Consider the following 18596-nt stretch of genomic DNA (forward strand, 5'->3'; position numbering starts at 1 on the left):
GTAACACTCCTGCGGCGACACCGGTTAATCACTTCGGTTGGGTCAGCATCGCAGCATCGGGTGCGGAGCTTCCGGGGGGACGAGTGACGCTGCGCGGACGGTTGACCACCGCGTTCCTCGCGATTGTGCTCGGGCCGGTGCTGCTCGGGGCACTCTTCGTGGCCGGTACCACCGCTTCGGTGAGCCGGCACCAGGCCGAGGAGCGGCTCAATCTGGCCGCCGCGACCGTCCGTACCTCGATCAACGCCCTCTGCCAACAGTTGCACGCCACGGCGGGCGCGGTCGCGTTGTTCGGTGATCCGGCGAGCCGGTCCGGTGCGGCCCTGCAGATGGCCGACCGTGGCCTGGCCGGTGCCGTGATGATCACAAACCCGGGTGGCGTCGCCACCTTCGTGACTCCGAACGCGCCGTCCCGGCCATGGACCTCCTGCACCGGCCCGGTCAACCCGGACAGCGCGCCGCACGCGCTCGCGGCCCGGGTCGAGATGCGGAGCCGGTCCGGAGACGTGGTCGGCGCGGTCTGGGCCGGCCAGGTGCTCGACGCCGCCTTCGTCCGACGGCTCGCGGCGACCAGCGGAGCCGCTGTGACCCTGCTGCCACGGCGGACCGGCCCGACCAGCGCACAACCGGCGGCCGGAGCACCGACCGGATCGCCGTCGACCCCGTCGACCGGATCGCCGTCTTCGCCCGGGGCGTCGTCGCCCGCGTCGCCCGGATCGCCAGCGTCGCCTGGGGCGTCGTCCACCGGGTCGCCGTCCACCGCCGGGTCGAGCGCCGGCTCGGTCGGCGTGGGCGAGGTCCTCGAACCGGAGGTGGGCGCCGACCCCGTCGGCGGGACGGGGGCCGAGTCACAGAGCACCGAGTCGACGGGTGCCCGGGCCGGGGTGCTCGCGGCCGCCCGGCAGATCTCCGGCGACACGATCGTGCGTACCGAGGGCGGCCGGTACGTACGCCGGGTCGGACCGTCGCCCGGCCAGCCCCTGCCGCTCGTGCTGTCGGTGCCCCGTGACCCGCCGGCTGTCCGGTACGCGTTCCTCGGCGCGGTGGTACTCGTCGCCGGGGTCTTCGCGGTCCTCTCCGCCTGGCGACTGGCGAGATCGACCACCCGTCCCCTGGCCGAACTCGCCTGGGCCGCCGACCGGGTCGCCGAGGGGGACCTGGCGGCCCGGGTACCGGTCCGGGCACCGGACGAGGTGGGCCGGCTCGCCGACAGTTTCAACCGGATGACCCGGGAGACCCAGTCGTACCTGCGCGCGTTGACCATCAGCCGGCACCAGTTGCGCGACCAGTTGACCGTGCTCGGCGACACCCTGGCCAGCACCCACGACCTGCAGCGGATCTTCCAGGTGATCCTGCGGACCGCGATGGCCACCACCGGAGCCCGGGCCGGCGTCGTGTTGCTCCTGGATCCGGCCGGCGGTGACCTGGTCAGCCGGGCCGCCGAAGGGCTCGACGGGCAGCTGCCGTTCCGGACTCCGGCCGGCACCGTCCGGGACGACCGGATCAACGACGCGGAGACCCAGGACGACAGCGGGGCTCGTGGCGACGGCGGGGCCCAGGGCGGTAGTGGGATTCAGGGCGGGCCGGTCCGGGACGCGGAAGCTCGGGGCGGCAGTGGGGCCCAGGGCGGCAGCGGCGCTCAGGACGTGGCGGCTCAGGACGTGGCGGCGACCCGGAGCGCCGGTGCCGATGCCGGTACCGGGCAGGTGACCGGAACGACGGCTCCGGGCGTACTCCGGATCCCGCTCGGCCAGGGACTGCTCGGCACCGTCGCGGCCAGCGGACAGCCCCGACAGGGCCGGCTGGACCGGGACGGCCCGCCGCTGTACCCGTACGAGCCGCGGTGCCGGACATATGTCGCCGTCCCGTTCAGCGTCCCGGTCCGGGACGGCGTGGGCCGGACGGACCCGGCCACCGCCGCACTGCGAGCCGACAACCCCTCCGGCGGTGGCGTCGAACCGGCCACGATCGGCGTACTCGCCCTCTACGACCGGCTCGGCGCGGACGAGTTCGACGACACCGACGTCGCCACCCTGCGCTCGTTCGCCAGCCACGCCGCGGTCGCGGTGGACAACGTACGGGTGCACGAGGAGGCGCAACGACTGTCCCTCACCGACCCGCTCACCGGACTGTGGAACTACCGGTACCTCAAGGAGTCTGTCCGCCGGGAGATCGAACGGGCCAGCCGGTTCGGCCGCCGGCTCGGCGTACTCGCCCTGGACCTGGACCGCTTCAAGGAGGTGAACGACACCTACGGGCACGCGGCCGGGGACGTGGTGTTGGCCGAGTTCGCCCAGCGGATCCGGGGTGCGATGCGGGAGGTCGACCTCGCCTTCCGGCAGGGCGGCGAGGAGTTTGTCGTACTGCTGCCCGAGACGGACGCCCGGGGCGCGGCGACGGTGGCCGAGCGGCTCGGCGCGGCGGTCCGGGAGCAGCCGATCACCATCCGGCCCCGGTCCGGCGCGTTCGCCCCGGTCCGGGCACTCGTCTCGGTCACCGTCTCGATCGGGGTCGCGGTCTACCCGGACCACGCCACCACCGGGCCGCACCTGCTGGCCGCCGCGGACGAGGCGCTCTACGCGGCCAAGGCGGCCGGCCGGGACACCTACCGGACGGCGCCGACCGGCGGGTCCGCCATCGTCGAGGAGATGCCGGTACGCCCCGGCGCGACCACCCCCGACGACGGGCTGCCGTGGGCGGGACTTCGGCCTGCCCAGAAGCCGGATGGCGGCACCGACGGCGCGTTATCCGGGCCACAACCGCCACGCCAGGGCCGTGGCCGATAGTCTCGCGACATGCCGGAGCACGCAGCTACCCCAGCGAACCCTTCCACGTCGACGGCCGGACGACGGGCGGCGAAGGCGGTCATCCCGGCCGCCGGCCTGGCCACCCGGTTCCTGCCCGCCACCAAGGCGGTGCCCAAGGAACTCCTACCGGTGGTCGACCGTCCCGTGCTGCAGTACATCGTCGAGGAGGCGGCCCAGGCCGGGCTCACCGACGTCCTGCTGATCACGGGCCGCGGCAAGACGGCGATGGTGGACCACTTCGACCGTCGACCGGATCTGGAGACCCGACTGGCGGAGAAGCCGGAGCTGTTGGACGCGGTACGACGTACCAGCGAACTGGCCGCCATCCACACCACCCGGCAGCCGGAGCAGCTCGGCCTCGGCCACGCGGTCGGGTTCGCCGAGTCACACGTCGGCGACCAGCCGTTCGCGGTGCTGCTCGGTGACGAGTTCGTCAACCTCTCCGAGCCGCTGCTACCGGCGATGATCGACCTGCAGGCCCGTACCGGCGGCATCGTGCTCGCCTTCTTCGAGGTGCCGCCGGAGGACACCAAGCGGTACGGCATCGCCTCGGTGGCGCCGGCCGACCCGGCGCTGACCGACCTCGGCGAGGTGGTCGAGGTGACCGGCCTGGTGGAGAAGCCGAAGCCGGAGGACGCCCCGAGCAACCTGGCGGTACTCGGCCGGTACGTCCTGCCCGGCAGCATCTTCGAGGCGATCCGCCGCACCGAGAAGGGCAGCGGCGGCGAGATCCAGCTGACCGACGCGATGGGGCTGCTGCTGAAGGAGGGGGTCCCGGTGCACGCCATCGTCTACCGGGGCACCCGGTACGACACCGGCATGCCCCTCGGCTATCTCCAGACGGTGGTGCAGTTGGCCAGTGAGCGCGACGACATCGGTGCGGAGTTCCGGCGGTGGCTGGGCGAGTTCGTCGCCTCCGACGCCGCCCGCCGGACATGATCCGCCGCGGTGAGGTGACGGTGTGACAGCCACGGCCGACGCCGAGGCGGCCGCCAACGAGCTGACGCCGCTCGCCGACTACCTGGGCAGCGTGCTGCGCAGGTTGCGGGCGCTTCCCCCGCTCGACCTCGACCTGACCCAGGCGTACGGCAACGTCCTCGCCGAGGACGTGGTGGCGCCGCACGCCTATCCCGCCTTCGACCAGGCGGCCATCGACGGCTACGCGGCCCGCTGGGAGGACATCTCCGGTGCGGGCCGTACCGCCGTCGGTGGCGGCTACGGTCCGGCCCGGCTCGGCGACCCCCGCCCGGTACGCCTCAACGTGGTCGGGGACCTCGGCGCGGCGAGCTGGCGGCCGGTCCGGCTGACCCCGGGGGCCTGCTTCTCGGTGGCGGCCGGGTCGCCGCTGCCGATCGCGGCCGACGTGGTGGTGCCGGTGGAGTGGACCGACCAGGGCATGGCGGCGGTGGAGATCTTCCGGGTCCCGAAGCGCGGCTACGGGCTGCGCCGGGCCGGGGAGGAGCTGCCCGCCGGCACGCTGCTGGCCAGGGCCGGCTCGTACATCTCCCCGGCCCTGGTCGCGGTCTTCGCCGCGACCGGGATCGGGCACGTGGTGGTCCGGCCCAGCCCCCGGGTGGTGATCGTGGCGACCGGCGACGAGCTGGTCGACGTGGGCCGGGGCAGTCAGCCGGGCCAGGTGGTGGACGTCAACTCGCACGCGCTCACCGCGGCGGCGGCCGAGGTGGGTGCGCTGGCGTACCGGGTCGGGATCTGCGACGACGACCCGGAGGGCCTGCGTGGGCTGCTGGAGGACCAGACGCTGCGCGCCGACCTGATCATCACCACCGGCGGCACCGGCGCCGGGCCCGGCGACATGATCCGACGGGTACTGTCCCGGCGGGACGGTGGCCGGGCCAGCCCGGTCAGTTTCAAGGAGGTCGCCCTCTATCCCGGAAGCTCTCTCGGATTCGGTACGGTCGGGGCCGAGGAGGTGCCGGTGGTGTGTCTACCCGGTGAGCCCGGAGCGGCGTTGATCGGATTCGAGGTGCTGGCCCGTCCGGCCATCCAACTGCTGGCCGGCGCCGAGCCGGTGTTCCGGCCCAGCGTGCGGGCACATCTGCTGGAGACGGTCAGCTCGCCTGCCGGGCTGCGCGAGTTCCGTCCGGCGCATGTGGCCGAGCGGCGCGGCGGCGGCTACACGGTGCAGCCGTTGCGCGGTGGGCCGTACACGCTCTCCGGGCTGGCCGAGGCGAACGGACTGGTGGTGCTCGGCGAACGGGTGACCAGCGCGGCGGCCGGCTCCACGGTGGACGTGCTGCTGCTGGACCGGCGTCGATGAACTTCAGCGTGACGCCGGGCTGGCCGGTCGTGTTGCAGGACGGCCCGGTGCTGCTGCGGCCGTACCGTCGCTCGGACGCGGCCGCCTGGTCGGAGGTGCGCTGCACCAACCGGGCCTGGCTGGCCCCCTGGGAGTCGTCGCCGCCCGGCCGCTGGGAAGACCTCAACTCGCCGGCCGCGTTCCGTTACGTCTACCGTGACCACCGCCGTCAGGCACGCCAGGGCCACGGCATGCCGTTCGCGGTCTGTCTGCGCGAGCACGGCCGGGAACGGCTGGTCGGACACGTCAACCTGGGCAACATCGTGCGCCGGGCGTTCTGCTCGGGGTACGTCGGCTACTGGGTCGACGCCCGGGTGGCCGGACGGGGCGTGATCCCCACCGCGATGGCGCTTCTCGTCGACCACGCCTTCGGGCCCGGTGGACTGCACCGGATCGAGGTCAACATCCGGCCGGAGAACGGGCCGTCCCGTCGGGTGGTGGAGAAGCTGGGCTTCCGCGAGGAGGCGTACCACCCGCGTTACATGCACATCGACGGGGCCTGGCGCGACCACATCGGGTACGCGCTGACCAGTGAGGACGTTGTCGCCGACGGCGGTCTGCTGGCCCGCTGGCACCGTACGCGTACCGTCGCGCCCTGAGACCGTCCGACGCCGCGCTGTTGATCCTCTGTGTCACCGGCCGGTCGGCGCGCCGCACGATTTTCCTGGTCTGCCCGCTTAACCTGGGGTAACTGGGACGTGCGGCAACGTCGGACGAACCCGCATGATCTTCGCGGTCGGTAATCCGCACGTCGCCGTGCGATCCACCGTCGCCGGGATCCTGCGGTCCACCCCGACGGTTGCCCAAGCTGGGTGTGACGGGAGGGATGAGGGTGCCGGCCTCGGTGCTCCTCGCCGTCCTCGCCGCCGCCGGACTGCTCGCCCTCGCGCCGGCACTGGTCCGTCGGTACGACGCCACGGAGCGGCTGGCGGCGGAGCGGGCGCAGTCGACGGCGCGGGTGCTCCAGCGCCGTCGACGCCGTCGCAGTGTCCCCGGTCGGGAACCGGTCAAGCCGCCACGTACCCGGATAGTCACGGTACGTAGCGACGACTCGCCGGTCTCCGCGCCGCCCGCCCCGACCCGGCGGGCCGCCGGACTGCGGCTGGTGCCTCGCGTCACCGGACGGAGCCGCCGTCGGCCGCCGCTCCGTCGACACACCCCGGCGATCTACCGACGACGTCGGGTGCTGGCCGCCCTGCTCCTGCTCAACCTCGTCGAGTTGGTCGGAGTGGTCCTGGTCAGCTCCGGCTTCTGGATCAGCTTCTCGGTCACCGCGACCCTGCTCGCCGTGTACCTCGTACACCTGCGTGGCCGGGCCATCGCCGACCAGCGGCGGCGACGGGCCGAGGCCCGGGAGGCGGCCTGGCTCGCCGTCCGGCAGGCCGAGGTCCGGCGGGCTCAGGCCCGGCGGGCCCAGGCCCGGCGGGAGGCGCAGCGCCGGCTCGCCGCCCAGCGGGAACTGGTCCGCCGCGCCGCCCTCGGCCTCGACCAGATCGCCGACCTGCCCCGGGCGGCCAGCGGCGGTGCCGGCCGGACAGGTGGTGCCGCCGACCGGGCGGCCGGCGGTACGGGGCGCCCGGGCGGCTCCGTCTCGTACCGCCGGGCGGGTGGTCTGCGCGGACGCCCCTACGAGCTGTAAGGAAGGGCCCCCTGTTATCGCTTCTGGTAGAGGAAGGGCCCCTTCCTAACGCCTGCGATGCGCGGGACGCGGTGGGTGCGAGGGCGGACGCGGCTCGCCCGTGGGGGCTGGTTCGCGAGTGCCGGGGGTGACCTGTTAGCCTTGTCGCCGGTTCGCCTCTCCGGAAACGGCTGGGCGCGGATCGGCAAGGGGCTGTGGCGCAGACCGGTAGCGCACCTCGTTCGCATCGAGGGGGTCAGGGGTTCAAATCCCCTCAGCTCCACCAGTAACACGGTTGACCAGCGGAAACGCTGGTCCCAAGGTCGCCGGGTACATATCCGGTACAAATCAGCGATGAGCCTGGGCCTTCGCGGCCGTGCGGCGCCTGGTGCTCGCGTCGCGGAGTGCCGTGCTGATGATGTTGCGCCGACGATCTTTCTTGGGCCCTGCCACATGTCGGACCACCGTTGGTCGTGGATTGGCCGGCCCTGGCCGTCGGTGAACAGCAGCGGCACTAGCCGTCGCCGGGGCTCCTTGCCCGGGTCGGGCGTGCCGGTGGTGATGTCGGGCAGCTTGACCAGGACGGGCGGGTACTTGCGGACGTGATCGGCGAAGACCGCCGCCACGTGGTCGTCCAGGTCGACATCGCCGACCGAGCCGGCCTTGGGCGGGGCGAGGTAGAAGCCGCCGTAGCTGGCCTTGTGGAACCGCAGTTGCTGAACCACGTGAAGTTCCCGGCGGGCCGGGTCGATGCACCGGGTGCTGTCCTCCAGCCCGAGGACTTCCCCGAGTCGCATTCCCTCACCCGCACCGGCCCAGATAGCGGCCTGATATTCGTCTGGCACCACGTCGACCAGGGCGAGCACGTCGTCATCGGTCGGGACCCGCTTTGGTGCACGGGAGAAGCCGCGCAGGATCGCGAAGAGCCGAATTGACTTGCAGGGGTTGTCGGGGATCACCTTGTCCGCCACGGCGGAATTCATGATGTTGTTGAGTAGGTCGAAGTACGTCTTGACCGATGACTGAGCCACGTTGTTGTTCAGTAGCTTGGCGATCCACTCCAGAACGTCCGTGACGTTGATAGCGCGGATCGGCCGGTCGCCGAAGTGCGGATAGTGGTGGTGGCGTACCGGGATTCGGTGTGTCGCCGGTAATCGAGTGCCTGCCCGATCTGGCGGGACAATCGCCACCGTTCCGCGTAGTCGTGGAAGGTGGTACGCCGTTCACCCTGGTCCGTCTGGGTTTCCTCGGCCGTGCCGTTGCTGGCCTTCTTGTCCCACGCGTCGGCATCTGCCTTGCGTTCGAAGAAGCGCGTACGAGTGTGCCCGGTCGCGTCCTCATACCGGCAGCGCCAGCGCTTCCCTCGACCGTAGCGCTTCGACTTCACCCGCTCGCCGTTGGGGCCGCGTTTGCTGAGGTACCACAGGTCATCCACGGCCATGGTCACTCTCCCTGGTCGGCGAGCCAGGCCCGGACGTCGACCGGGTCGTAACGCAGGTGGCGGCCAACCTTGAAGGCCCGGGGGCCGGTACGGCGGGACCGCCACTGCTTCAGTGCGCCAGTCTGTGCGAGTTGAGTGCGCCAAAGGCTCGTACCCGTTGCGTAACGGCATAGCTGGCGGCTGCCGCCGCTGTCACGACCAGTAGGGTCGGCGGCATGTTCGATGATCAATCCAGGACGTCGGACGATGACGGCACCTGCCCGTCGGCGGGTTCTCAGGCGTAGGGGAAGCAGTATGGCTTGGGAGATCATTACGGTGTGCCTCGATCCCGTGGACCGTCGCGAGATCGACGTCGCCCTAGCCGCGGCGATGCGGCCGTACGACCGGGATGCCCCGCAGGACCCGGACGATGAGTGGGGTGGGCGGTGGGACCGCTACCGGATCTGTTCGCCCGCGGGGATCCCCGTCATTCGCGGGTATGAGAACGATCTGCGGTTGGTGCGCGGCGACTCGTCCACGGACACGGGCCCGGGTTTTTGCGACGGTGGGCCGCGGGCGCTGCTCGATCTGGGAGTTGTCCGCACTGCGGCCGCCGAGGCGGCCGGTCGGGAGTGGGACGAGTGGCAGCAGATGGCGGCCACCTTTCCACCGGCGCGCCCTCTCATCCACTTCGTTGAGAGTTCGGCGGAACCCCACGATTACTTCGGGCGCGAGGCATGGCAGGCCTATCACTCGCAGCCGCTCCTCGCGGCCGTGGCGAACAGATACGGCTTTACCGCCGCACCGTTTCAGCGGATCCGAAATTGGGGTGACGATCCCGTCGTCTCGTTCGGCTTGGCTCGGGTCGATTTTATGGCTCTGCGCGCTCGCGAGGCGTTGGCGACCGACGGCCTGCTGACGCTCTCAGGTGAGTGGCTCGACCCCGATCTAATGGGCGGCAGCGCACCGGGCCTTGCTGGCCAGCTCGACAACCTACGACTTCGCCGTGACTACCGACATTTCACGGATCTCTATCTGATGGAGCTGCTACCCGAGGCGATGCTGTTGCACGTGCGCATCCACTGCTGATCCAGGACGAACATCAGCCGCTGCGAATCGTCTGCGACGGGCCGTCGGGGCGGCGGGCTGAACATGCCGCCCGGTGGGCGTGTGGTGCGAAGCTCGGTCGGCATGTCCAGCCGGGGGGCGGTGCGCCCTAACATCGGCAGTATCGCCGATTTCGGAGTTCCCCCACTGACACAGCGTCCGCTCACTGCACAGACGCTCGTTTTTGTGGTCAGATGCACGCTCCTCCCGCTGACCGCGTGCGTCGGATGGATTGTCAAGTCCGCCTGGCGTCCTTGCTGAGGAGCTCGCTGTAACAGCGGCGGATTGTCGCGCGGGAATCCGTAACGCGTCAAGTGGAGCCCGACAGTAAGCACATTTGGGATGTCGGGTCTCAGGACCTGCGTGACACATCAGTCTCGGGACGTCCGTGACACGTCCGACTAGACGATCTTGCTCAAGAGTAGGCCAGCTGCCCAGTGGGCGGCTACCTGCTCCGGGCCACGTTGCCTGACGGCGTCTAGTACCAGAAGGCTTTGATCACCGCGTGTCCGGCTTGCGCGGCCCGCTCGTAGAAGGTGCGTAGGGCGTTGTGGTGGCCGAGGTAGATGTTCCTGGCCACGTTCTTGTCCTCCCAGTCGACGTACGGCTTGGAGAGTTTCGCTCCGGCGATCTGCCAGCGTTCCTCGAAGGAGACGGTCCGGAGGAAGTGTGCCGCGTCCCGCGTTTCGGCGGAGTCGAGGATGACGAAAGGCCGTTCGTCCCTCGCCGGGGTTCTGTAGATCTGGCGGCCACCGAAGATCGGCAGCGTATTGGTGGCATTCGTGGTGTCATCCTGATTCGTGCCCATGGTGTAGAGCCCGTCGACCTGGACGAAGTCCTTCTCAATGGAATCGGCGATGCCGGCTGCATACTCTTCCGGGTGTGCCTCCCAGGCGGCCAACATGAAGTCTTCCAGTGACGAGAAGTCCTCTGGGATTTCGTTGGAGGCCGTGGCCCGCAGGTGCATGTGAAAGCTCACGGGGCTGCTACTCCTTGCGCTGGGCGGGCGAGCGGGACGGCTGCTCGTCGTGGAGGCTCTGGTTTACGGGCTTTGAATCTAGCGACGGCCTTGGTGGTGGATTGAGCGACCTCGGTGATCAGTTGGTCGGCGTCGTAGACGCGGAAGGTGGTGCCAGCGGCTTCGACGGTGAGGGTTGTTCCGGCGTGGGCGATGCCGACGTGGATGCGTTGACCGGCGATGACCAGGGATCCTCGGCAGCTGACGCGGCGTTCCACCCGCATGGATTCGGATGCCGGGGTAGGTGGTGGCCCGGCGGGTTGACCGTCGTCGGCGAGGAGCTGCCGCAGGTGGTCGGGGGGTGAGTCGGGACGGGACGGTCTTGAGTCGGACGCCGTCGATGAGCAGGTGGACGACGGTGGTGTCGGCCCAGAGGGTCACCGGGAGCCCGGCGCGGGTGGGGCTGAGCCAGAACTGCTGCCCGCAGACGGTGAGGTTGCCCGAGGCGGGAACGAGGCGGGTGACCTCCACGGCCAGGCCAACGTCGTCGACGACGGCCATGGTCGGTGCTGAGGGCGTGTTCTGATCGGTGGATGGTGCGGATGCCGGCGCCACCGACAGCGGCTGGCGCGGTGCCGGGATGGTGGCGGTCAGCGCAGGTGGAAGTCGCGGCGGCAGGTGCTCGTCCGCCGGTGAGGGGGCGAACCGGTCGACGGGGAACGCCATCGCCAGGGATTGGTGGGGTCGTTCGGTGTTGTATTCGTGCCGGAACCCGTCGATGGCGGCTTGGGCTTCCTCCGGGTTGGCCCAGACCTCGACGTCGTCGAGGAGTTCGCGTTGCAGGGTCTGGTGGAATCGCTCGACCTTGCCCGTGGTGGTTGGTGAGCGGGGCTTGGTCAGCCGGTGGCTGATGCCGTTCTCCCGGCAGATCCGGTCGAACATCACCTCGCCGCCACCGCGGCCGAACCGGGCGGTGAACGGCTTGCCGTTGTCCGTCAGCACCTCCTCGGGCACCCCGAACCGTTGCAGGGCCTCGGCGAAGGCGAGACACACGGCCCGGCCGGTGGCCCGGCGGACCACGGCGGCAATGACGCAGAACCGGGAGTGGTCGTCGACGCCGGTGACGACCTTCGCCTCACCACCATCAGCGAGCCGGATGCCGCCGACGATGTCCATCTGCCACAGCTCCATCGGCCGGCCACGTTCCCACCGCCGGTAGTCCTCCCGCCGACGCCGACGAGGTGTTGGGTCGACCAGGCCGTGCCGGATCAGCACCCGATGCACGGTGATCCGCGACGGGATCGGGCCGCCCTCGTGCAGGAGCAGGTTCATCACCTGACGTCCCACGACGCCGTTGGCGCCGGTGATCAGCATCATGATGGTCGTTCCTCTGTGCTCGTTTCACGGATCTGGCCAATGTGATCGAGGACGCCCGTGCCGGTGGCGGGTGTTCACGCGGTGATCGTGGAGGGCGCTTCGGCCGGGATCGCGTGGCGGCGGCGGGTCGGGAGCATCCAGGTCGGGTGCGAGATGCTCCAGGCCGCGGTCTTGCAGATCATCTCCTTGACGCGTGCGGCCGTCCTGCCGGTGAGTGCGGACGGTTTGGGCTGGTCGTCCGGGGTCACCCACTGCACGACCGCGTCACGGCGGCCGAGGCTGATGCACTGGCCGGTGTAGCCGATCTTGTTCGGAGGTATCCGGCGTCCGGTCAGACGAGCGGCGATGACGTCGGCCGCCAGGTGGGCCGAGGGAACTCCGGAGGCGCAGGACATCCGCAGTGGTCTGCCGCTGACGCCCGGTGCGAGCGCGGCATCACCGACGGCGTAGACGTCGGGGTGCGAGACCGACCGCATGGTCTCGTCGACGACGATCTGTCCTGTCGCGGAAACCTCCAGGGTCGTCGCCGCAGCGATGGGATGGACGGCGAAGCCTGCCGCCCAGACGGTCACCCGGGCCGGGATCACTCGGCCGTTGGTGGTGACGATGCCGGCCGGCTCGACGCCCGCGATGTCGGTGTGCTCGTGCACGATGATGCCGAGCTGCTCGAAGGCCTTGCGCAGGTGGCTCTGGGCCTTCTCACTCAGCCAGTCGCCGAGGCGGCCGCGGGCGGCGAGGGAGACCGCAAGGTCCGGCCGCGCTTCGGCGATCTCGGTGACGGCTTCGATGCCGGTGAGGCCGCCACCGACGACAAGCACGGTTTCGCCCGCGGCGAGGTCGGCCAGACGGTCACGCAGCCGCAGCGCGGCCTGCTTGCCGGCGATGTGGTGGGCATGCTCGGCGACGCCGGGGAGGCCGCAGTCGGCAGCGGTACTGCCGAGGGCGTAGACGAGCGTGTCGTAAGCGATCTCGCCGGGACCGCCGGCGGAGACTATGCCGACGGTCCTGCGTTCGGCGTCAACCCCCGTGACCTGCGCAAGCCGTACCTGCACGCCGGTGCCCGCGAAGACGTCGGTCAGCGGGCGGGGCTTCAGGTCCTGGCCGGTCGCCAGCTGGTGCATGCGGACGCGCTCGACGAACTCGGGATCGGCGTTGACGAGGGTGATCTCGGTGTCGGCGGGGTGCAGCCGCTTGGCCAGGCGCCCGGCGGCGCTGGCTCCGGCATATCCGGCCCCGAGGACGACGATCCGGTGCTTCATGGTTTCGCTCCTGTCCGGTCGGTGTTTGCTTCCTGAACCGGATGGCGGCGCGAAACCTGACAGCAGTGGGACGTGACCCGGGTCACCAGTCGTCGGCGAGTGGCTCCCCGTGTTCGGACACGGCCCACTGGCGGGTCGCGCGTGTGAGCTTGCCGGGGTTCGCCTGGGCGTGGACAGCGGCGATGCCGTCGGCGGTCACGTCCAGCGAGAAAACTCCGACGACCCGGTCACCGACCACCATCACCAGCGCGGGTACGCCATTGGCGACCGAGGCGAACAGGTCGGGGCGGCCGCCGATCATCTCCCACTTGGCCTCGCTGGGCTTGAACAGCGTGCGAAGGAACCTCGCCACCCGCAGGGCACCGGTGATCGGCTGAGGCACCGAGAAGACCACGCCGCCACCGTCGCCGATGCTGATCACGTCGTCGGTCAGCATCCTCACCAGCGAGTCGGTCCTGCCGCTGAGTGCCGCGGCGAGGAACTCCTCGACGATCTTGCGAGCCGCGGCCGCATCGACCGCCACCCGGCGCCGGTCGTCGGCCAGGTGCTGCTTGGCCCGCCGGTAGACCTGCTGACAGTTCGACTCGGTGAGGTCGAGCACCTCGGCGATCTCGCCGTGCGAGTATCCGAACGCTTCGCGCAGCACGTACACGACGCGCTCCTTGGCCGAGAGCCGCTCCATCAGTGTGAGCATCGCGATCGAGACCGATTCACGCTGCTCGACGGTGTCGGACGGGCCGAGCATCCAGTCCCCGGCGAAGACCGGCTCAGGGAGCCACTGGCCCACATAGGTCTCTCGCCTGGCCCGCGCCGAAGTGAGCCGGTTGAGGCAGATATTGGTGAGCACCTTGGTCAGCCACGCTTCGGGCGTCTCGATGAGTGCCCGGTCGGCGGAATGCCAGCGCAGGAACGTGTCCTGCACCGCATCCTCGGCATCGCTCGCCGAGCCCAGCAGGCGGTACGCGATCGCCTCCAACCGCGCCCTGGCCCCCTCGAACACCTCGACCTCGTGCGCACCGACCAGCATGGCTCCCAGTTAACCATTTACGTCGGTGACCGAGATCCTTCCCGGGACCGTTCCCGGTTCGTCGGACTGTCGGTCGTCGTGCGCATCAGACCCAGTACGGCATCCGTCACCCGGGGGGCGACGGATGCCGAGGCCGCGTCGGCTCAGGTCCGCGTCGTCTTGGGCGCCACCGACGGTCGATGGCGTCCACGACGATGCGGTCGGGTCAGACGGGCCGACGAGCGAGGGTGGACAGGGCCAGGTTGCCCTTGACCCGCAGTCGGGGATCGAGGAGCAGGTCCCGGAACGCGTCGATGTCCGTCGGCGCCATGCCCGCTCGGACGAGCTTCTCCCGGATCGCGCCAGCGGTGGCGCGGGGCAGCAGACAGCCGTGCGTACCGCCGGCCCAGGTGCTGGTGAAACCCTCGGTTTCCGCCTCCAGGCCGAGGTCGAGCAGCGCGCCGTGCACCCGCCGGCTCCAGGTCAGGTCGTTGCCGGAGCCACGCAGCGCCGCCTGGAAGGCGTCGTGGTACGCGCCGAAGAGCCGGTCCGCCTCGTCGGGGTCGGGCGCGGCGAGCACACTGCTGCTCCAGCTGCCCTCGAACTCCTCCACCAGCAGTACGCCACCCGGGCGTACCGCCTCGGCGAGCTTGCCCAGCACGGTGAGCCGCTGCGGCAGGTGTCCCAGCAGCAGTCGTACGTGGATGAGGTCGAAGGTGCCGGGCAGCGGGTCGGTGACGATGTCGTGCTGCCGCAGTTCCACCCGGGGGTCGGCGGGACTGTGCTGCGGGTCGATGTCGGTGGCGATCACCTCTCCGTCGGGCGCGAGGTCGGCGATGGTGCTCGCGATGCTGCTGGCTCCGACGGCGATGACCAGGGCGCGGGCGTCCCGGGCGATCCCGGCCGAGGCGAGCCGCCGGGTGCTGAACGGGTCGTACATGCCGGCCAGGTGGCGGAGCATGGCGTCCGCCTCGGTCTCGGCGTCCTCGAAGACGTACGTCGTCGTCACGATCTCTCCTTGGGGGATGTCAGGCGGTGGTGTGACGGATCCAGGGCGCGACCCGGCGTTCGACCGTGCCCAGGAGGTAGAACAGGCTGAGGCTGATGACGCCGAGCAGTGCCACCGCCGCGAACGCCTGGGCCGCGTCGGTGCCGGCGTTCTGGATCACGAAGCCGAGCCCGGCCAGGGCGTTGAACAGTTCGGCGACCACGGCACCGATGACGGCGAGCGGCAGCGCGGTCTTGAGGCCGACGAAGATGTGCGGCAGCGCCGAGGGCAGTCGGATCTTGACGAACGTCGTCCAGCGTGACGCGTTGAGGGTGCGGGCGAGTTCGGCGAGGTCGGTCGGGGTGGAGGTCAACCCGGTCGAGGTCGCCAGCGTGACCGGAAAGAAGCACATCAGCCAGACGAGGACGATCTTCGGACCCTGGCCGAAGCCACCGATCGTGGCCAGCAGCGGCGCCAGCGCCGGTTTCGGGATGGCGCTGAGCATCAGCAGCATCGGATAGAGCGCGCGTTCGACGTTGCGGGACGCGGCGAGGGTCGCGCCGACCAGGACCGCGGTGACGATGGCGAGGCCGAATCCGGCGAGGGCCTCGCCGAGGGTGACCCACGCGTTCTCCAGAAGGTAGCCGGGCATCCGGGTGAACACGGAAAACACCGCCGGCGGGGCCGGGACGATGTAGGACGGGATCTGCAGGGCCACCACCGCCGCCCACCAGGCCGCGACGAATCCGGCGACGCCCAGTACGGGCGGTACGACGACGGACAGTGGTATGCGGCGGTGGCCGACGGTGGGGCGATCCCCGTGAAGTGCCATGACGTCGTCGGGTCTCTACCCGATGAGGTCGGGCGAGACGATGTCGGTGGGCTGGATGCTGGTCGGGATCGCGCCCGCGCCCTGCAGGATGGCGATGTTGCGGGCGATGCGGCCCAGGTCGAACTGTCCGACGGGGGTGCTGGCGATGCCCTGGACGTAGCCGGCCATGCCCTTGAGCTCGGCGACCGCGGATTCGACCTTTTGGCCCTGCGTCTCCTTCTGGCTGGCGTAGATCTGGCCGGACTCGTCGGGGTGTTCGATCGAGTAGGCCAGCCCGCGCAGGAGGGCGGTGTTGAACCGGCGTACGACGTCGGGCTTGTTCCGTGCGGTGTCAGCGCTCACCCCGACGGCGGAGCCGTGCAGGTCGGTGAGGTAGTCGGTGAACGGCAGGGTGACGAGGGGCTGCCGGGCGAGCGCCTGGACCGACTCGACAGCGGGCACGAACTGGCTGATCGCGTCGACCTTCCGTTCGATCAGGAGGGCCGGGTGCTGTGGCGGAGCGGCGTTGACCCACTTGATCTTCGAGGCGTCGAAGTTGGCGAGCTTCGCGTACGTGGGGAAGAGGAGCTGGTTGATGCCGCCGGGGATGTAGGAGATCGTCTTGCCGGCGAGGTCGCTCGGCGTCTTGATGCCGCTTCGTTCGAGCGCGACGAAGCACGCGAGATTCCGCTGGTGCAGCACCGAGGTCAGGGTGAAGTTCCGGATCCCGCCAGGTCGGGTGTACTCGATGATCGCGCCGCTGACGTCGAGGGTGGCGAAGGTGGCCTGACCGCCGGCCAGATTCTTCAGGTTTTCCGTGGTGCCCTTGCCCGGGAGCACCTGGACGTCGAGGCCCGCCTCGGCGAACCAGCCCTTCTGACGGGCGACGAAGATCGGCGCCTCCCGGCCCTGGAAGCCGGCTCCGGTCAGGATGGTGACCTTCTCCGTCGCTGCTTTACCGGCCTCGTCGCCACCTCCTTCGCTGTCGCACGCCGTCAGCGCCGTGGCGGTGGCTGCGGCGGTACCGAGCAGAAGGCTGCGCCGAGTGATCGTCGGTGTGGGCATAGTTATCCTCACTTGGAAAACTTGGAAAGCTTGGTAAGCCAAGTTGCGCATGACGTGGGACGGACATGGAGGTGTTGCGGGGGAAACGAGGAGCCTTCCTGTCGCGAAAAGCCTCCCTGCCGCCGTGGCTCCGACTCCTCCGGCGGATGGCAGTCGCGGGCTGTCGGGCACCACGGGGGCAGGGAGGGAGGCGTCTGTGGGGGGCGGCCTTGGTGCCTACGCAAGGAAGGCCCCCGTGCCTCGCCAAGAACCTAGATTGCCAAGCAATCCAAGTCAACGCCGCTTACTAGGTAGGCTTGTAAAGCCAGGTCAGGCCATGATCAGATGTGCTTGCCTACGCAAGGGGAGCACCATGCCTGTACCTGTCGTGCCCGTCTACCGCAGGATCATGCGGGAAATCGAAGACAAGATCGAAAAAGGTGAACTTCGACCGGGCGACCAGTTGCCGTCCATCAGCCAATTGACCGAGCGGTACCGCTGCTCCGCACCCACGGTGCGGCAGGCGCTCGCCCGGCTACAGGAACGCGGCGTCCTGCAAGGTCACCAGGGCCGCGGCGTCTACGTCACGCCAGCCCCGGGCTGAACCTGGCATCGGTTACCGGCCTCGCTCCCTCCGGCTCGCACGTCCAGTCTCCGTGTGGCCGCAACGGTGCTGCGGGTCCGGCCGCCACTGATGGATCACCATACCGAAACGGACCGTATAACCAAGATCCGGGGTCATGGATTTCTGGGTGACATTTCCCACTCAGAGCGGTGATGTCCATACTGGACGCTCATCCCGACCGTCCTCCCGGGGACGCGACGTCTGCCGTCGCCGGCCCGATCCCGGCCGGTGCCACGCGGGGTCGCCGACCCCGCGTGGCGATCGTCCGGTCAGGACCTTTCGGTGGCGGCAGCGGCGGCGGTACGCAGGGCGGGTTCCACCACGCCGGTGTAGCCGACGTGCCCGGCCCGGTTCGGGTGGTACGACTCGCCGATCGGGTTCGAGGTGCCGTTGAGCCATTCCACGTCGTCGCAGACCGCGTGGCCGGTGAACGGGCCTCGGGCGTCGACGAAGGTGAAGCCGTGCGCGGTGGCCCGGGCCCGGATAGTCGTCGCGAGCAGATCCGCGGCGGCGTTCAGTTCGGTCTGTTCGCCGGGGGAGATCCGGGCGATGATGTTGCACTCCTCGCCGTTGAACAGCCTCGGGTAGCCGACCACCACGACCCGGGCGTTCGGCGCCAGGGTCCGGATCCGGGAGTAGAGCTGGTCCAACCGGCCCGGCAGGGTGTTGCGGATCTGGTTCTCCGCACTGTCGATCTGGGACCAGCAGGTGGTCGGCCAGGGGAGCGCACACTGCACGATCACCGACGACCAGCCGATGTCGTTGCCGCCGACCGTGACCGTGACGTGGTTCGTCGCCGAACTCAGGCTGCCGAGCTGATTGTTCAGGACACCGGAGACCGTCGCCCCGGCGCAGGCCGGGAAGGTGAGGGTGGCGCCGAGCCGGGCCGCGGTGAGGACCGGGTATGAGTGCCGGGACCGCTGGCACGAGCCACTGTCCGAGTAGTACTCCCGGGTTCCGGTGCCGGAGGCGTACGAGTCGCCGAGCGCGGTGTAGGTGGTGGCGGCGGCCTGCGCGGGGGCGGCGACCAGGCTGACCGTCAGGGCGGTGACCAGGGGGATGGTGGCGGCGGCGAGGACGTGGGCCGTACGGCGGCGCAGCGACATGGACGCTCCTGGCGTATAGGTGACAGTGGATGTCAGGCTGTCAGAAGCGCGGTCCGGGCGGAAGTGCCCGTGTAGTTTTCCTTCCCTTCCTCGGATGCGCTCGGTATCAAGAGGTTGCGGGCGTATCGAGAGCGACCGGCGGTGCGTGCGGCC

16 protein-coding genes, 1 tRNA gene and 2 pseudogenes are annotated in these 18596 nt (G+C 70.0%); 9 read left to right on the forward strand and 10 right to left on the reverse strand.

From position 1 onward, the window contains the following. Positions 1–83 precede the first annotated feature (83 nt). From V1633_RS13435 to V1633_RS13465, 7 genes are all read left to right on the forward strand, one after another. Positions 84–2786 carry a diguanylate cyclase gene (locus tag V1633_RS13435; protein WP_407952010.1) on the forward strand — a complete coding sequence of 901 codons (2703 nt, stop codon included), beginning with the start codon at positions 84–86 and terminating at the stop codon, positions 2784–2786. Between the two features lie 9 nt (positions 2787–2795). Beyond that, a complete protein-coding gene (locus V1633_RS13440) occupies positions 2796–3746 on the forward strand; it encodes a UTP--glucose-1-phosphate uridylyltransferase (RefSeq protein ID WP_331214610.1) in 951 nt (316 codons plus the stop codon). Positions 3747–3768: 22 nt separating this feature from the next. Continuing rightward, a complete protein-coding gene (locus V1633_RS13445) occupies positions 3769–5085 on the forward strand; it encodes a molybdopterin molybdotransferase MoeA (protein WP_331214611.1) in 1317 nt (438 codons plus the stop codon). Beyond that, entirely contained in the window at positions 5082–5723 is a 642-nt protein-coding gene (locus V1633_RS13450; protein WP_331214612.1) for a GNAT family N-acetyltransferase, read from the forward strand. The genes V1633_RS13445 and V1633_RS13450 overlap by 4 nt, the downstream gene beginning before the upstream one ends. 227 nt (positions 5724–5950) lie before the next feature. Continuing rightward, on the forward strand, positions 5951–6763 hold the full coding sequence (sepX, locus tag V1633_RS13455; protein WP_331214613.1) for a divisome protein SepX/GlpR: 813 nt from the start codon (positions 5951–5953) through the stop codon (positions 6761–6763). Between the two features lie 188 nt (positions 6764–6951). Continuing rightward, positions 6952–7028 (forward strand) — tRNA-Ala (locus tag V1633_RS13460). A gap of 316 nt (positions 7029–7344) precedes the next feature. Continuing rightward, complete coding sequence (locus tag V1633_RS13465) at positions 7345–7677, forward strand: hypothetical protein (protein ID WP_331214614.1); 333 nt, start codon at positions 7345–7347, stop codon at positions 7675–7677. Between the two features lie 104 nt (positions 7678–7781). On the opposite strand, the gene V1633_RS13470 is transcribed toward V1633_RS13465, so the two are convergent. Both V1633_RS13470 and V1633_RS13475 read right to left on the reverse strand, forming a co-directional pair. Then, positions 7782–8183: a hypothetical protein gene (locus V1633_RS13470; RefSeq protein WP_331214615.1), complete on the reverse strand. Its 402-nt coding sequence runs from the start codon at positions 8181–8183 to the stop codon at positions 7782–7784. Between the two features lie 2 nt (positions 8184–8185). Beyond that, positions 8186–8302 (reverse strand): annotated as a pseudogene (locus V1633_RS13475) (excisionase); the annotation flags it as partial. Between the two features lie 175 nt (positions 8303–8477). Between V1633_RS13475 and V1633_RS13480 the strand changes: the two are divergent. Then, complete coding sequence (locus tag V1633_RS13480) at positions 8478–9251, forward strand: hypothetical protein (protein ID WP_331214616.1); 774 nt, start codon at positions 8478–8480, stop codon at positions 9249–9251. A 496-nt stretch (positions 9252–9747) separates the two neighbouring features. Here the strand turns inward: V1633_RS13480 and V1633_RS13485 are convergent, their stop codons facing one another. The 7 genes and pseudogenes from V1633_RS13485 to V1633_RS13515 all read right to left on the reverse strand — a co-directional run bounded on the left by V1633_RS13485 (position 9748) and on the right by V1633_RS13515 (position 16733). After that, positions 9748–10248, reverse strand: a complete 501-nt coding sequence (locus tag V1633_RS13485; protein ID WP_331214617.1) for a DUF1877 family protein — start codon at positions 10246–10248, stop codon at positions 9748–9750. Further along, positions 10245–11535: pseudogene (locus V1633_RS13490) on the reverse strand (DDE-type integrase/transposase/recombinase); the annotation flags it as partial. The pseudogene V1633_RS13490 and the gene V1633_RS13485, both read right to left, overlap by 4 nt. Before the next feature lie 143 nt (positions 11536–11678). Further along, complete coding sequence (locus V1633_RS13495) at positions 11679–12863, reverse strand: NAD(P)/FAD-dependent oxidoreductase (protein ID WP_331214619.1); 1185 nt, start codon at positions 12861–12863, stop codon at positions 11679–11681. Between the two features lie 82 nt (positions 12864–12945). Next, complete coding sequence (gene sigJ / locus V1633_RS13500; protein ID WP_331214620.1) at positions 12946–13890, reverse strand: RNA polymerase sigma factor SigJ; 945 nt, start codon at positions 13888–13890, stop codon at positions 12946–12948. A 205-nt stretch (positions 13891–14095) separates the two neighbouring features. After that, a complete protein-coding gene (locus tag V1633_RS13505; RefSeq protein ID WP_331214621.1) occupies positions 14096–14878 on the reverse strand; it encodes a methyltransferase in 783 nt (260 codons plus the stop codon). Positions 14879–14897: 19 nt separating this feature from the next. Next, positions 14898–15689: an ABC transporter permease gene (locus V1633_RS13510; RefSeq protein ID WP_331214622.1), complete on the reverse strand. Its 792-nt coding sequence runs from the start codon at positions 15687–15689 to the stop codon at positions 14898–14900. Positions 15690–15704: 15 nt separating this feature from the next. After that, positions 15705–16733, reverse strand: a complete 1029-nt coding sequence (locus V1633_RS13515; protein WP_331214623.1) for an ABC transporter substrate-binding protein — start codon at positions 16731–16733, stop codon at positions 15705–15707. Positions 16734–17085: 352 nt separating this feature from the next. Between V1633_RS13515 and V1633_RS13520 the strand changes: the two genes are divergently transcribed. Continuing rightward, positions 17086–17316 carry a winged helix-turn-helix domain-containing protein gene (locus V1633_RS13520; RefSeq protein WP_331214624.1) on the forward strand — a complete coding sequence of 77 codons (231 nt, stop codon included), beginning with the start codon at positions 17086–17088 and terminating at the stop codon, positions 17314–17316. 290 nt (positions 17317–17606) lie between these two features. On the opposite strand, the gene V1633_RS13525 is transcribed toward V1633_RS13520, so the two are convergent. Further along, positions 17607–18443 carry an SGNH/GDSL hydrolase family protein gene (locus V1633_RS13525; protein WP_331214625.1) on the reverse strand — a complete coding sequence of 279 codons (837 nt, stop codon included), beginning with the start codon at positions 18441–18443 and terminating at the stop codon, positions 17607–17609. Positions 18444–18596 lie beyond the last annotated feature (153 nt).

Source organism: Plantactinospora sonchi (genome assembly GCF_036422035.1).
In the GTDB taxonomy this organism is placed as follows: Bacteria; Actinomycetota; Actinomycetes; order Mycobacteriales; family Micromonosporaceae; genus Plantactinospora; species Plantactinospora sonchi.

Coding starts and splice junctions, on each gene's coding strand:
- V1633_RS13520 (WP_331214624.1), top strand. CDS start 17,086: ATGCCTGTACCTGTCGTGCCCGTCTACCGCAGGATCATGCGGGAAATC.
- sepX (WP_331214613.1), top strand. CDS start 5,951: ATGAGGGTGCCGGCCTCGGTGCTCCTCGCCGTCCTCGCCGCCGCCGGA.
- sigJ (WP_331214620.1), bottom strand. CDS start 13,890: ATGCTGGTCGGTGCGCACGAGGTCGAGGTGTTCGAGGGGGCCAGGGCG.
- V1633_RS13495 (WP_331214619.1), bottom strand. CDS start 12,863: ATGAAGCACCGGATCGTCGTCCTCGGGGCCGGATATGCCGGAGCCAGC.
- V1633_RS13480 (WP_331214616.1), top strand. CDS start 8,478: ATGGCTTGGGAGATCATTACGGTGTGCCTCGATCCCGTGGACCGTCGC.
- V1633_RS13510 (WP_331214622.1), bottom strand. CDS start 15,689: ATGGCACTTCACGGGGATCGCCCCACCGTCGGCCACCGCCGCATACCA.
- V1633_RS13515 (WP_331214623.1), bottom strand. CDS start 16,733: ATGCCCACACCGACGATCACTCGGCGCAGCCTTCTGCTCGGTACCGCC.
- V1633_RS13470 (WP_331214615.1), bottom strand. CDS start 8,183: ATGGCCGTGGATGACCTGTGGTACCTCAGCAAACGCGGCCCCAACGGC.
- V1633_RS13450 (WP_331214612.1), top strand. CDS start 5,082: ATGAACTTCAGCGTGACGCCGGGCTGGCCGGTCGTGTTGCAGGACGGC.
- V1633_RS13440 (WP_331214610.1), top strand. CDS start 2,796: ATGCCGGAGCACGCAGCTACCCCAGCGAACCCTTCCACGTCGACGGCC.
- V1633_RS13525 (WP_331214625.1), bottom strand. CDS start 18,443: ATGTCGCTGCGCCGCCGTACGGCCCACGTCCTCGCCGCCGCCACCATC.